Annotated in this window: 12 protein-coding genes; 5 read left to right on the top strand and 7 right to left on the bottom strand. The window is 55.9% G+C overall.

Annotation, left to right across the window (positions count from 1 at the left end; genetic code table 11):
• Positions 1–6 precede the first annotated feature (6 nt).
• The gene (gene feoC / locus B3511_RS01045; RefSeq protein WP_286758442.1) at positions 7–243 is read left to right on the top strand and encodes a [Fe-S]-dependent transcriptional repressor FeoC; all 237 of its coding nucleotides are present in this window, start codon (positions 7–9) and stop codon (positions 241–243) included.
• A 36-nt stretch (positions 244–279) separates the two neighbouring features.
• Here feoC and B3511_RS01040 read toward each other — a convergent pair whose 3' ends face one another.
• Positions 280–549, bottom strand: a complete 270-nt coding sequence (locus B3511_RS01040) for a YdgH/BhsA/McbA-like domain containing protein (protein ID WP_040078280.1) — start codon at positions 547–549, stop codon at positions 280–282.
• Positions 550–661: 112 nt separating this feature from the next.
• Positions 662–1,435, bottom strand: a complete 774-nt coding sequence (bioH, locus tag B3511_RS01035) for a pimeloyl-ACP methyl ester esterase BioH (RefSeq protein ID WP_286758441.1) — start codon at positions 1,433–1,435, stop codon at positions 662–664.
• Positions 1,436–1,472: 37 nt separating this feature from the next.
• On the opposite strand from bioH, the gene gntX reads away from it, so the two are divergent.
• The 3 genes from gntX (at position 1,473) to gntT (ending at position 4,457) form a co-directional block, all read left to right on the top strand.
• Positions 1,473–2,156: a DNA utilization protein GntX gene (gene gntX / locus B3511_RS01030; RefSeq protein WP_286758440.1), complete on the top strand. Its 684-nt coding sequence runs from the start codon at positions 1,473–1,475 to the stop codon at positions 2,154–2,156.
• A gap of 58 nt (positions 2,157–2,214) precedes the next feature.
• On the top strand, positions 2,215–2,790 hold the full coding sequence (nfuA, locus tag B3511_RS01025; RefSeq protein ID WP_040078277.1) for a Fe-S biogenesis protein NfuA: 576 nt from the start codon (positions 2,215–2,217) through the stop codon (positions 2,788–2,790).
• Between the two features lie 350 nt (positions 2,791–3,140).
• Positions 3,141–4,457, top strand: coding sequence for a gluconate transporter (gntT, locus tag B3511_RS01020; protein WP_207292528.1), 1,317 nt, complete (start codon positions 3,141–3,143; stop codon positions 4,455–4,457).
• A gap of 32 nt (positions 4,458–4,489) precedes the next feature.
• Here gntT and malQ read toward each other — a convergent pair whose 3' ends face one another.
• Both malQ and malP read right to left on the bottom strand, forming a co-directional pair.
• On the bottom strand, positions 4,490–6,580 hold the full coding sequence (gene malQ / locus B3511_RS01015) for a 4-alpha-glucanotransferase (RefSeq protein WP_286758439.1): 2,091 nt from the start codon (positions 6,578–6,580) through the stop codon (positions 4,490–4,492).
• 9 nt (positions 6,581–6,589) lie between these two features.
• Positions 6,590–8,983: a maltodextrin phosphorylase gene (malP, locus tag B3511_RS01010; protein WP_286758438.1), complete on the bottom strand. Its 2,394-nt coding sequence runs from the start codon at positions 8,981–8,983 to the stop codon at positions 6,590–6,592.
• A 638-nt stretch (positions 8,984–9,621) separates the two neighbouring features.
• Here malP and malT point away from each other — a divergent pair.
• Positions 9,622–12,327, top strand: a complete 2,706-nt coding sequence (malT, locus tag B3511_RS01005; protein WP_286758436.1) for an HTH-type transcriptional regulator MalT — start codon at positions 9,622–9,624, stop codon at positions 12,325–12,327.
• Positions 12,328–12,461: 134 nt separating this feature from the next.
• On the opposite strand, the gene B3511_RS01000 is transcribed toward malT, so the two are convergent.
• Genes B3511_RS01000 through glpE form a run of 3 tightly spaced genes read right to left on the bottom strand, consistent with a single transcriptional unit; the run spans position 12,462 to position 14,443 of the window.
• A complete protein-coding gene (locus B3511_RS01000) occupies positions 12,462–13,220 on the bottom strand; it encodes a DeoR/GlpR family transcriptional regulator (RefSeq protein ID WP_040078270.1) in 759 nt (252 codons plus the stop codon).
• Between the two features lie 18 nt (positions 13,221–13,238).
• Positions 13,239–14,069 (bottom strand): rhomboid family intramembrane serine protease GlpG, encoded by an 831-nt coding sequence (gene glpG, locus B3511_RS00995; protein WP_040078268.1) that lies wholly within the window; start codon positions 14,067–14,069, stop codon positions 13,239–13,241.
• Between the two features lie 44 nt (positions 14,070–14,113).
• Positions 14,114–14,443 (bottom strand): thiosulfate sulfurtransferase GlpE, encoded by a 330-nt coding sequence (glpE, locus tag B3511_RS00990; RefSeq protein WP_040078267.1) that lies wholly within the window; start codon positions 14,441–14,443, stop codon positions 14,114–14,116.
• Positions 14,444–14,483 lie beyond the last annotated feature (40 nt).

Below are 14,483 nucleotides of genomic sequence, written 5' to 3'. Positions count from 1 at the left end.
CGCAATATGGCATCGATGATTGATGTTCGGGATTTACTGGCGCTCCAGGGAAGAATGGAGGCGAAACAGATCGGTCTTCGTCTGCATATCCCGCAGGCGCTGGTGGATGCCATGCTGCACCGCCTTGAGGCGATGGGTAAAGCAGTACGTATTCAGGAGGAGCGCGAAAATTGCCTCTCCGGCAGCTGTAAAAGTTGCCCCGAAGGGAAAGCCTGCCTCAGAGAGTGGTGGGCACTGCGTTAATCAGGAAGCCGGGCATCACTGCCCGGCTCGCCTCGCTTACTTAAAGACTTCTGCGGTTGCGCGTACGTTTTTCGTATCTTTATTGGCGCTGGTAACCACAAAATATTTTCCGCCCATTTCGTCCGCTTTCTGTGAAAGCTCTTTTTTAGCGTCCATTGGCGCCGTGGTGTCAGACGTTGAAATCTCACCGACTTTGGTCAAATTCATCTCTTTCGCTTTGTCTTTTTCCAGCTCCTGTGCCGCAAAGACGCCAAAAGAAAGTGACCCGATAACCAGAGATGTAACAATACCTGTAACAAGTTTCATAGTCATAACTCCCAAAGAAATTGTTGTTTTGATAGTCGTAGGCAGAACAACCGCAACGACTTCTTGAGTATTGTTGCGGCACGTGACTTTTGCCAGGCGGATTAAAAAACAATCATTCGATGCGTTGACGTAGCGCAATCAGCGCGGCGCAAAATTCGGCGGGATGAGAGACAAACGGCGCATGTGCCGCTTTGGGAATTACCAGCGATTCGCTATCAGGCCATAGCGCATCCAGCAAGGGGACGATCTTGCGCGGTACCAGCCCATCCAGGTAGCCGTAGATCCGCAGATGCGGCATCGCCAGCGCAGCCAGCGGCGCGCGCAGATCGACCGTTTTTAGTATCTCCAGTCCACCGTTCAGCACGCTGACGTCGGGCATTGGCAAAGACAGCACGGTGCTTTTGAGCAGGCGCGCATCTTGGCGAGCAGTGTCGGTGCCCATGGTTTGTAGCGCCAGAAAACGCTCTACCGTGCGCTGAAAATCGTCACTCAGCTGTTGCTGGAACCCGGCTAACACCTCGGGTTTGATACCCGGCCACCCCTCACGCGCGCTAAAGCAAGGCGAAGATGCCACCGTCACCAGCGCCTGAACGCGCCTCGGGTGCGTCAGTGCGATCTGGCTCGCCACCAGCCCGCCCAGACTCCAGCCGAGCCAGATCGCGTTTTGCGGCGCACGTTCCAGAACCTCTTCGGCCATCGCCTCCAGCGTCAAAGCCTGATAGCCGCGGCTGCGGCCGAAACCGGGCAGATCCACCAGGTGCAGAGTAAATTGCGAGGCGAGTTCCTCGCGAATTGTATTCCATACTTCGGCATTCAGCCCCCATCCGTGCAGCAGCACAAGATGACAATTTCCTGTGCCTACGGTCTGCCACCAAAGACTCTTCATCGCTTACTGTTCTCTTTTATCTACAAGGAGGAGAGCTATGCTAACAGTGCCTGGCTTGTGCTGGCTATGTCGGATGCCCTTAATGCTGAGCCATTGGGGCATCTGCTCAGTCTGTGAGAAAGCCATTACGCCACAGCGTGGATGCTGTCCGCAGTGTGGCTTATCGGCATCCAGCCTTTTTCTGCCGTGCGGACGCTGTCTGCGCAGGCCACCGCCCTGGCAGGCACTGGTGGCAGTCTGTCCCTATATCCCCCCGGTCAGCAGGCTGGTACATCAGTTTAAATTTTCTCGTCGCAGCCAGCTGGCGCAACCGCTGGCAAGGCTGTTGCTGTTAGCAATATTGCGGGCCAGACGCACCCGGGCACTGCCCCCGGTGGAGATGATTGTCAGCGTGCCGCTCTGGTCTCGGCGTCACTGGCGGCGCGGGTTTAACCAGAGCGACCTGCTCTGCCGTCCGCTGGCGCGCTGGCTCAAGTGTGACTACAACCCCGCCGCCCTTCGACGCACCCGGCCCACCGCTACCCAGCACCAGCTTAACGCCAGATTGCGAAAGCAGAACCTGAAGCAGGCGTTTCAGCTTGAATTCCCGGTGGCGGGTCGCCATATCGCTATTGTGGATGATGTCGTGACAACAGGTACGACCGTGGCTGAACTATCCCGCCTGCTTTTGCGAAGCGGCGCGGCCTCGGTTCAGGTATGGTGTCTGTGTCGAACCTTGTAGCGCCCCCAGGTTGGGCGTATTATAACCAGGTATTTTAGTCAACTATTAGGCCAATGCTATGATCCGTATTTCCGATGCTGCACAAGCGCACTTTGCCAAACTGCTGGCAAATCAGGAAGAAGGGACCCAGATTCGCGTTTTTGTCATCAATCCGGGTACCCCGAACGCAGAATGCGGCGTCTCTTATTGCCCACCGGACGCTGTGGAAGCAACTGACACCGCCCTGAAATTTGAGCAACTGACTGCCTATGTCGATGAGCTGAGCTCACCGTATCTGGAAGATGCGGAGATTGATTTTGTGACCGACCAGTTGGGTTCGCAGTTAACGCTGAAAGCGCCAAATGCCAAAATGCGCAAAGTGAGCGATGACGCTCCGCTGATGGAACGCGTCGAGTACCTTCTGCAGTCGCAAATTAACCCGCAGCTGGCCGGGCACGGCGGTCGTGTCTCCCTGATGGAGATCACCGAAGATGGCCTGGCGATTCTGCAGTTCGGCGGTGGCTGTAACGGCTGTTCTATGGTCGACGTCACCCTGAAAGAAGGGATTGAAAAGCAGCTGCTGAATGAGTTCCCGGAGCTGAAAGGCGTGCGCGATCTTACCGAGCACCAGCGCGGCGAGCACTCTTACTACTAAGTTCCCGTCTGGTTTGCCCGGTGGCGGCGTCGCTAACCGGGCCATCGAACCCGACTCCAGGCCGGGCCATGCGTTTACGCTGGCCCGGCTTTTCTTTTGCCCTCTCCTGCACCATAAGTTGACCTGCGTCTCATAATTCAAATTTTGACCGGCCGGGTGATTCTCAAATCACCAATGTTACCCGTATCATTCGCGTGGGCACTAACCCCCCCAATAACAGCCGACTAAACTAGGTAGTCTGGACGGTATCAGTGTTAGTGCCAATACAACTCTGTTCCCAGTTGGGGCAATTGGACAATAGTCGTTGAAACAACGACGTTACCCATAACAATTCAAAGGCCAGGTCAATCATGCCATTAGTCATCGTAGCTATCGGTGTTGTGTTATTACTGCTCTTGATGATCCGTTTCAAAGTGAACGGCTTCATCGCTCTGGTTCTGGTGGCGCTTGCAGTCGGTTTGATGCAGGGTATGCCGCTGGTAAAAGTTATCAGCTCTATTAAAGCCGGTGTCGGCGGTACGCTGGGTAGCCTGGCGCTGATCATGGGCTTCGGTGCCATGCTCGGTAAAATGCTGGCGGACTGCGGTGGCGCACAGCGCATTGCAACCACGTTGATTGCCAAATTTGGTAAGCAGCATATCCAGTGGGCGGTGGTGTTAACCGGCTTTACCGTGGGTTTCGCCCTCTTCTATGAAGTCGGTTTCGTACTGATGCTGCCGCTGGTGTTCACCATTGCCGCCGCGGCGAATATTCCTCTGCTGTTTGTTGGCGTTCCGATGGCGGCGGCGCTCTCCGTCACGCACGGCTTCCTGCCACCGCACCCGGGCCCGACCGCAATCGCGACCATCTTCCATGCCGATATGGGTAAAACCCTGCTGTTCGGTACTATTTTGGCTATCCCGACCGTTATCCTCGCAGGCCCGGTGTTTGCACGCTGCCTGAAAGGGATCGACAAGCCTATTCCGGAAGGTCTGTACAACGCTAAAACCTTTACGGAAGACGAGATGCCAAGCTTTGGCGTCAGCGTCTGGACCTCTCTGGTACCGGTTGTGCTGATGGCGATGCGCGCCGTGGCGGAGATGGTTCTGCCAAAAGGTCATGCTTTCCTGGGCGTGGCTGAATTCCTCGGCGACCCGGTTATGGCTACCCTGATTGCGGTGCTGATTGCCCTCTTCACCTTCGGCCTGAACCGTGGCCGTAGCATGGATCAGATTAACGATACCCTGAGCTCTTCGATCAAAATCATCGCCATGATGCTGCTGATCATCGGCGGCGGCGGTGCGTTTAAACAGGTTCTGGTTGATAGCGGCGTGGATAAATACATCGCCTCTATGATGCACGAAACCAATATCTCGCCGATCCTGATGGCCTGGTCTATCGCCGCAGTACTGCGTATCGCCCTCGGTTCTGCAACCGTGGCAGCCATTACTGCCGGGGGGATTGTTGCCCCGTTGATCGCCACTACCGGCGTCAGCCCGGAGCTGATGGTGATTGCCGTCGGTTCGGGTAGCGTGATTTTCTCGCACGTGAACGATCCGGGCTTCTGGCTGTTCAAAGAGTACTTCAACCTGACTATCGGCGAGACCATTAAGTCCTGGTCAATGCTGGAAACCATTATTTCAGTCTGCGGCCTGGTGGGCTGTCTGCTGCTGGCAACGGTGGTATAAAAAAACGAAACCCGCCATCCGGCGGGTTTTTGTTATTTCTGGCGTTTTGACAGCGCTTTTCGCCGCTTATCCAGATCCTTAATCAGCTTGTTCACCGCGTCATCGGCAAACATCGCCTCCAGCGAGGTGGATAACTTCCGGCGCCAGTTCTTGTACTGATAACTGGTGCCAGGAATGTTCACCGGCCCGGCCATATCGAGCCAGTCTTCTGGCTGCAACCCTAACAGCGCACTATTGCTATCGGCAATGTAACGCTGCATACCGCGATTAAGGGTTGGGGTCATCGCCATCAGCGACGCTTTGTGACCGGTACGTTTCGGCAGGCAGCCATGTTTATGTAACGCATCCAGCAGCCCCTGCTTCGACAGCTCTCTGTCCTGATACAGCCCGCGCAGCACTACCTCATCGGGATACAGCCCTAAGGTTTTACCGAGCGTGAGATCGCCACTCTCCCAGTAGCCTCTGAGCGTAGGAAGGTCATGCGTCGTCGCGACTGCCATTGACTGCTGAGGATACGCTTGCGGCGCACGGAAATTCTTCTCATGGTCGTTTTCAAAATAGAGCACCTTGTAGGAGTAAACGCCGCTGTCGCGCAGTTTACTGACGATCTCGACCGGCACGGTGCCAAGGTCTTCGCCAATCACCATGCAGTTGTGGCGCTTGCTTTCCAGCGCCAGGATCGCGAGCAGATCGTCTACCGGGTAGTGAACGTAAGCGCCGTGATCCGCGGTTTCACCGTAGGGGATCCACCACAGACGCAGCACTGACATCACATGATCGATACGCAGCGCGCCGCAGTTCTGCATGTTGGCACGCAGCAGTTCGATGAAGGGCTCGTAGGCGCGAGACACGATAACGTGCGGATCCATCGGCGGCAGTCCCCAGTTCTGGCCCAGGGGGCCGAGAATGTCCGGCGGTGCGCCTACCGAGGCTTTCAGACAGTAGAGTTCACGGTCGCACCAGGTCTCCGCTCCCCCTTCTGCCACCCCCACCGCCAGGTCGCGATAGAGACCAATCGGCATGTTGTAACCCTGGCTTACCTGCCAGCAGGCGGCGAACTGGGTATACGCCAGCCACTGCAGCCAGAGGTAGAACTCCACTTCGTCAGCATGCTGTTCGCAAAAGGCGCGAACCTGAGGGGAGTCAACGGACTGATAGGCCTCCGGCCAGACCGGCCACCCCCAGCGCATTTCGTCCTCTTTAACCTGCTGCGCATGCAGCGCATCGAACGCCGCCTGCCAGTACAGGCTTTCGCCTTCGGCGGCGATAAACTGCCGGAAGGCCAGCATATCGGCATCGTCACGCTGAGAAAAACCTTTCCACGCCATACGCAGGGCGGCCATTTTCAGCGCCGTCACGGTGGCGTAATCCACCCATTCAGCCTCACGCGCCTGCTTCAGCGCCTGTTGCGTGGTATCTAACGCCCACCACGCCTGCGCCTCAGCACTGTTTTTGAAGTCATCTAAGGCATTAACGTCGATATAAATCACGTTCAGCCAGCGACGAGACGACGGGCTGTACGGGCTGGCGCTCTCCGGGTTCGCCGGGTAAAGCGCATGAATCGGGTTCAGGCCAATAAAGGCGCCGCCGCGCTCACCCACTTCGGCGAGCATCGATTTGAGATCGCCAAAATCACCGATCCCCCAGTTGGCTTCTGAACGCAGGGTGTAGAGCTGTACGCAAGCCCCCCACAACTTTTTCCCTTCCAGCAAAGCCTGGGGTTCATAGCAGCGTTTGGGCGCCACAATCACGCGGCAGTGCCAGCGATGGTCGTCACGGGTTAGCGTCAGGGTGTGGTAGCCCTCCGGCAACTTTGCCGGAAGGTTCAGGTTTTTGCCGCCGGTGGCATGGCCTTTATGCTGTTGCCCCGTTTCAGTGGTCAGCAGCCAGGCAAACTCACCGTGGCCTTCGATCGGCAGCGGCATTTTTTTACCGGCAGTGAACACTTTCACATTCGGTACAGGGGTGACCGCTGCTTTTGCGCCGGGTGTGGCTTTGTGCATAGCATCCAGCAAACGCCTTTTGGTCTCAGCACCAATAGACTGCGGTTTACCATGAGCATTGATGTAGCTGGGGCTGATCCCCGCCGCCAGGGCGGCATTATCGAGACGTTTGCTTTCCATCGCGCTTCCTTAGCGTTTTGCCTGCCAGATACGAGCCTGGTAGTCACGGATTGAGCGGTCAGAGCTGAACATGCCGCAGCGCGCGGTATTCAGAATACAGGCGCGGGTCCAGGCATCCTGGTCACGGTACAGCACGTCCACCTGTTTTTGCGCATCCACATACACCGTAAAGTCGGCCATCAGCAGATAAGGATCGCCGCCCTGTTTACCTATGCTGTGCAGCATCTGGTCGAAGGCGTGCTTATCCCCATCACTGTATTTACCGCTTTCCAGCTCTTTCAGTACGGCATCCAGCACTTTATCTTTCTTACGCCATTTCACCGGGTCGTAGCCTTTGGCTTTCAGGGCCTTCACCTCTTCCACGGTATGACCAAAGATAAAGATGTTTTCGTCGCCCACCTGCTCGGCAATTTCCACGTTCGCGCCGTCCAGAGTACCCACGGTCAACGCGCCGTTGAGTGCCAGCTTCATGTTGCCGGTGCCCGAGGCCTCTTTACCGGCCGTGGAGATCTGCTCTGAGACATCCGCCGCCGGGATCAGCAGCTCTGCCGCTGAAACGCAGTAATCCGGCAGGAAGACCACTTTCAGCTTATCGCCCACTTTCGGGTCGTTATTAACCGCTTCTGCCACCTTATTGATAGCAAAGATAATGTTTTTCGCCAGGTAATAACCCGGCGCCGCCTTGGCACCGAACAGGAATACGCGCGGTACGCGATCGGCCTGCGGGTTCTCGCGGATCTCTTTGTACAGCGCCAGAATATGCAGCAAATTCAGGTGCTGACGTTTGTATTCGTGCAGGCGTTTAATCTGGATATCGAACAGCGCGTGCGGGTTGATCTCAATGCCGGTGCGCGCTTTGACAAACTCTGCCAGACGCACTTTGTTCTCCTGCTTGATGGCCCGATACTGCTCGCGGAATTTCGCGTCATCGGCATACTTTTCCAGGTTGATGAGCTGATCAAGATCGTTAGCCCACTCTTTCTGCAAAGTGCTGTCGAGCAGTGCAGAGAGCGCCGGGTTGCACTGCTTGATCCAGCGACGCGGCGTAATGCCGTTGGTCACGTTGTGGAATTTGTTTGGCCACAGCTGGTGATATTCCGGGAACAGGTCTTTCACCACCAGATCGGAGTGCAACGCAGCCACGCCGTTCACCGCAAAGCCACTCACCACGCAGAGATTCGCCATCCGCACCTGTTTGTCATAGACGACCGCCAGCTTCGCCCAGATTGCTTTGTCGCCTGGCCAGGTTTGCTCGACCTGTTTTTTGAAGCGTTTGTTGATCTCGTTAATCAACTGCATATGACGTGGCAGCAGGGTTTTAATCAGCTTCTCATCCCAGCACTCCAGCGCTTCTGGCATCAGGGTGTGGTTGGTGTAAGCAAAGGTCTTACTGGTGATGGCCCAGGCATCGTCCCAGCTCATCTGGTGCTCATCGATCAGCACGCGCAGCAGTTCCGGGATAGCGATCGTCGGGTGAGTGTCGTTCAACTGGATAACTTCGAAATCAGCCAGATCGGCCACGTTACGGCCCGCCAGATGGTGGCGACGCAGAATATCGGCCACTGAACAGGCGCACTGGAAATATTGCTGCATCAGACGCAGTTTTTTACCCGCCAGATGGTTGTCGTTCGGGTAGAGCACTTTTGTCAGTTTGTCGGCGTCGATACCCTGCTGCTCTGCGCGCAGGAAATCACCGTCGTTGAATTTGGTCAGGTTGAACGGGTGAGCGTGTGTCGCTTGCCACAGACGCAGCGGCTGAGCCACGCCGTTACGGTAGCCCAGCACCGGCAGATCCCAGGCCTGGCCGGTGATGGTAAAGCCTGGCTCCCAATGCCCCGCTTTTGTCACTTTACCGCCGATGCCCACCTGCACATCCAGCGCCTCGTTGTGGCGGAACCAGGGATAGCTGCCGCGATGCCAGTCGTCCGGCGCCTCCTTCTGCTGACCATCCGCAAAGGATTGACGGAACAGGCCGTACTGGTAATTCAGACCATAGCCGGTGGCCGACTGGCCAACCGTCGCCATTGAGTCCAGGAAACAGGCAGCCAGACGCCCCAGTCCACCGTTACCCAACGCCGGATCAATCTCCTCTTCGAGCAGATCGGTAAGGTGAATATTGTGGCCTTCAAGCACATCGCTCACCTCCTGGTACCAGCCCAGGTTCAGCAGGTTGTTACCGGTAAGGCGGCCAATCAAAAACTCCATGGAGATATAGTTGACGTGACGCTGCCCTTTAACCGGCTTTGCCGCAGGCTGGGCGTTCAGTAACTCGGCGAGCGCACCGCTAACGGCTTGCCACCACTGGCGAGACGTCATCTCCTCTGCGGCGACTAAACCAAAACGTTGCCACTGACGCGTCAGTGCGGCCTGAAATTGCGCTTTGTTGAAGGTAGGCTGTGACATAGGGAAACGGCATCCTGTAGAAAAAAATAAACACGTTGGTGCTAGTGTGCCTGGCTCATAAACGCTCTTCCTCCTCCTGCCAGGGATTAGCCAGGGAGGAGTACCGGGGATGAGCATCAAAGTGTGATCGTGGCCACTTTATCCACCCGGTTTCGCCCTTCAGCGCTCAAGAAAACAGTCCGAAACGCCGTCTGTCTCAGAAGAGGATGAACGAAATGTCATCAACACAATAAGGTCATCCTTGTGACAATATGTTTTTTAAGGTCGTCAGAAATAGCGCAGGCAAGAAATAATTACTCACGTGAAATAATATTTTTCGACATTAACGTTAAACCAACGTTTTATTTTATAGGGATGACAGTCGCGAAACTTTATTAACTCAGGTGATTGTTAACCTTCGTTTACGGTTTGGCTTGTTAAAGCAGCAGCTTCGGTGCAACCCAGTATCCATGCGCTCTCAAGGCCAATATAAAAGTTCCCTGCCATGCGGTAATATTTTTGTGACAGAGTGCAAATTCAGGCGCATTAAAAACGGTCATAACTTGCAATAAAAGTGTTTCTGGCTGAACTTATGAGCATTAATTACGAAGCGCAAAAAAAATCAAAATTCTCGTTTTCCACACAGTGAAGTGAATACCATGTTGATTCCGTCCAAATTAAGTCGCCCCGTTCGCCTTGACCATACCGTGGTTCGCGAACGGTTACTGGCGAAACTTTCCGGCGCGAACAATTTCCGACTGGCGCTGGTAACGAGCCCTGCGGGCTATGGCAAAACAACGCTCATTTCACAGTGGGCGTCAGATAAAAGCGATCTTGGCTGGTTCTCCCTGGATGAGGGCGATAACCAGCAGGAGCGCTTTGCCAGCTATCTGATCGCTGCCATTCAGCAAGCCACAAACGGCCACTGCGTCACCAGCGAAGTCATGGTGCAAAAGCGCCAGTATGCCAGCCTCTCTTCGCTCTTTTCGCAGCTGTTTATTGAGCTGGCCGAGTGGCACCGTCCGCTGTTCCTGGTCATTGACGATTATCATCTGATCACCAATCCGGTGATCCATGAATCGATGCGCTTCTTCCTGCGCCATCAGCCTGAAAACCTCACCCTGGTGGTGCTGTCGCGCAACCTTCCGCAGTTGGGCATTGCCAACCTGCGCGTTCGCGATCAACTGCTTGAGCTGGGCAGTCAGCAGCTCTCCTTTACCCATCAGGAGGCGAAACAGTTCTTCGACTGCCGCCTGACGTCCCCGATTGAAGCCGCCGAGAGCAGCCGTCTGTGTGACGATGTTGCCGGCTGGGCCACCGCTTTACAGCTTATCGCCCTCTCCGCGCGACAGAACAATAGCCCCACACATCAATCCGCACGGCGTCTGGCAGGCATTAACGCCAGCCACTTGTCAGATTATCTGGTCGACGAAGTGCTCGACAGCGTTGACACCTCCACGCGGCAGTTCCTGCTGAAAAGCTCGCTGCTGCGTTCGATGAACGATGCGCTGATTGTTCGCGTCACCGGTGAAGACAATGGCCAGATGCGACTGGAAGAGATTGAACGTCAGGGGCTGTTCCTGCAACGCATGGACGACTCCGGCGAATGGTTTAGTTACCACCCGCTGTTTGGCAGCTTCCTGCGCCAGCGTTGTCAGTGGGAGCTGGCCACCGAGCTGCCGGCGATCCACCGTGCCGCAGCGGAAAGCTGGATGGCGCAAGGCTTCCCGAGCGAGGCCATCCACCATGCGCTGGCGGCGGGCGATGCCCATATGCTGCGCGATATCCTGCTCAATCACGCCTGGAGCCTGTTCAACCATAGCGAACTGACGCTGCTGGAAGAGTCGTTGCGTGCCCTGCCGTGGGAGAGCCTGCTGGAGAACCCGCGTCTGGTACTGCTACAGGCATGGCTGATGCAGAGCCAGCACCGCTACAGCGAAGTGAATACCCTGCTTGCCCGCGCCGAGCAAGAGATGAAAGGCGATATGGATAGCTCGCTGCACGGCGAGTTTAACGCCCTGCGCGCCCAGGTCGCCATTAACGATGGCGATCAGGAAGAGGCTCAACGCCTGGCGATGGTTGCTCTCGATGAGCTGCCGCTGGCGAACTTCTATAGCCGTATCGTTGCCACCTCGGTGCATGGCGAAGTGCTGCACTGTAAAGGCGATCTCGCCCGCTCGCTGGCGCTGATGCAGCAGACCGAACAGATGGCACGTCGGCACGATGTCTGGCACTACGCGCTGTGGAGCCTGATTCAACAAAGCGAGATTCTGTTTGCCCAGGGCTTTTTACAGGCCGCCTGGGAGTCGCAGGAGAAGGCATTCCAGCTGATCCGCGAGCAGCATCTTGAACAATTACCGATGCACGAATTCCTGCTGCGTATTCGCGCCCAGCTGCTGTGGGCCTGGGCCCGTCTGGATGAAGCAGAAAGCACCGCCCGCCACGGCGTGGAAGTGCTTTCGGCATTCCAGCCACAGCAGCAGCTGCAGTGCCTGGCGCTGCTGGTGCAGTGTTCACTGGCGCGCGGCGATCTGGATAATGCCCGTAACCACCTTAATCGCCTGGAAAACCTGCTTGGCAACGGCCAGTACCATAGCGACTGGGTCTCTAATGCGGATAAAGTGCGGGTGATTTACTGGCAGATGGTGGGTGATAAAAAATCGGCCGCCAACTGGTTACGCCAGACGCCGATGCCAGAATTTGCCAATAATCACTTCCTGCAGAGCCAGTGGCGCAACATCGCCCGGGTGCAGATTTTACTGGGTGATTTCGAACCGGCAGAGATCGTGCTGGAAGAGCTGAACGAAAACGCACGCAGCCTGCGTCTGATTAGCGACCTGAACCGTAACCTGCTATTGCAAAACCAGCTCTACTGGCAGGCAGGTCGTAAAACTGATGCGCAGCGCGTCTTACTGGAAGCGCTGCAGCTGGCTAACCGCACCGGTTTTATCAGTCACTTTGTGATTGAGGGCGAAACCATGGCGCAACAGTTACGTCAGCTGATTCAACTGAACACCCTGCCCGAGCTGGATCAGCATCGTGCGCAGCGTATTCTGCGTGAAATTAACCAGCACCATCGGCACAAATTCGCCCATTTCGATGAGACCTTTGTCGAGCGTCTGCTGACCCATCCGGAAGTGCCTGAGCTTATCCGCACCAGCCCGCTCACCCAGCGTGAATGGCAGGTGCTGGGGTTAATCTACTCGGGATATAGCAATGAGCAGATCGCCGGGGAGCTGGCGGTAGCCGCAACCACTATCAAAACCCATATCCGTAATCTGTACCAGAAACTTGGCGTGGCGCATCGCCAGGATGCAGTACAGCATGCCCAGCAGCTGCTGAAGATGATGGGGTATGGCGTGTAGTTATGCGCGTACAGAAATGAAAATGGCAACCTCGGGTTGTCATGCCATATTCCGCTGAATATGAGGTGAACGGAACAATTCCACCCTGTTTAACCGATCGGCATGACAACCGAAGTTTTCGTGTTGCATTTACCTCAGCACAGCTCAAGCTGCATTTTATGGTCGTTAATCACCTTCAGCACCCCTTCAGGCGGCACCTCATCGGTATAGACCGCATCCACCATGCTGATACTGCCCATATTCACCATCGCGTTACGCCCGAATTTTGAGTGATCGACCACCAGCATGACGTGGCGGGAGTTCTCAATAATGGCGCGCTTGGTACGCACTTCATGGTAATCGAATTCCAGCAGCGAGCCGTCGGTATCAATGCCGCTAATGCCAAGAATGCCGAAGTCGAGGCGGAACTGGGAGATAAAATCGAGTGTCGCTTCGCCAATGATCCCGCCGTCGCGGCTGCGCAACTCTCCCCCGGCGAGGATGATGCGGAAATCCTCTTTCTGCATCAGCGTATTGGCCACGTTCAGGTTGTTCGTCACCACGCGCAGATTCTCATGGTCCAGCAGCGCGTGGGCCACCGCCTCCGGTGTGGTACCGATATCGATAAATAAGGTGGCGCCGTTTGGGATCTGGCTCGCGACCTTACGGGCGATACGCTCTTTTTCTGACGTCTGGGTCGCTTTACGATCATGCCAGGAGGTATTGACCGAGCTGGAGGGGAGCGCCGCACCGCCGTGGTGGCGTAAAATTCGGTTCTGATCGGCCAGGTCGTTCAGGTCACGGCGAATGGTTTGCGGGCTGACGGCGAACTGTTCAACCAGCTCTTCCGTACTGACATACCCCTGCTTTTTCACCAGCTCGATAATGGCATCATGACGTTGTGTCTGTTTCATCAAATATCCCTGCCAGAATTATGTTCGTTTTCGCGCATGCAGCGTATCAGCAAACGCCATCGCCAGCCCAACGGCCAGACCGGCCACGTGTGCACCGTTAGCTATCGCCATTCCGAACAGATCAAACCATCCGGCAATTAACCATATTAACGCAAAGGCAATTAAGCCGCGCTGAAGAAAGATGCCGCTTTCGGGATCACGCTCGCCGCGCAGCCAGACGTAGCCCATCAAGGCGTAAACGACGCCCGAGAGCCCACCGAACCATGGGCCGCTGAATTTATGCTGCACATAGCCGCTCAGCAAGGCGCTGATAAGGGTGATAACAATGAGTTTACCGCTGCCGAGCCGTTTCTCTACGGCACCGCCGAGATACCACCACCACAGCAGGTTAAAGAGAATGTGCAGGAAGGAGAAGTGCATCAGCGCATGGCTGAAGTAGCGCCAGACATCGAACTGCACCGACGGATCATAGGGCCAGGCCAGCAGCACCATCACACTTTGGTCACCTACGACGTTCATGATGATAAACGTCAGGATACAGGCCGCCATCAGCAGCAGCGTGAACGGGCCGGCACGCTCACGCACCGTGGCTAAAAACGGAAAACGGCGGTAGTGCAGCCCGCTACCGGTGTGGCCGGATTGCCAGCTGGCCGCCAGATAGCGCGGGTCGCCCGGGTTTTCCAGAAAGCGCGCCAGCTCGGCATGCACGCGTTCGGCCTGGCTCTCATCTGCCAGCCAGACGTCCGTTTGCGTATGTTGTTGGATAGTCAGGATCACACCCTGCGTCGCCATATAATCGACAAACGCCTGAGCGACGCGCGGGTTGGTAAAAGAGGTAATCATCAGCATTGGCAGCGGTCGCTTATTCCACACAAAGGGGGACAGTATATACCTTAAAACCCAGTGTGCTCGACTTCCGCCGGGAAATGACGGTGCCAGGCGTCGAAACCGCCATCCACGCTGTAGACCGCGTCATAACCCTGTTGCAGCAAGTATTGTGCTGCACCTTTGCTACTGTTGCCGTGATAGCACATCACCATCACCGGGGTATCGAAGTCGTTGTCACGCATGAAATCACTAAGGGAGGCGTTAGTGAGGTGAAACGCACCCGGGGTGTGACCCATGGCAAAGCTTTGCGGGTCGCGAATATCTACCAGTACAGCGGTCCCCTGGTGCATCTTCTGGTGGGCTTCTTCGACATTAATACATTCAAACTGATCCATGCGGCTCTCTTTCGGTTATTCAGGGTAGTGCGAAGTGAGG

The sequence above is a fragment of the Leclercia sp. UBA1284 genome, from assembly GCF_002308415.1.
GTDB lineage: Bacteria > Pseudomonadota > Gammaproteobacteria > Enterobacterales > Enterobacteriaceae > Enterobacter > Enterobacter pneumoniae.
This window is presented reverse-complemented; position numbering and strand designations above follow the sequence as displayed.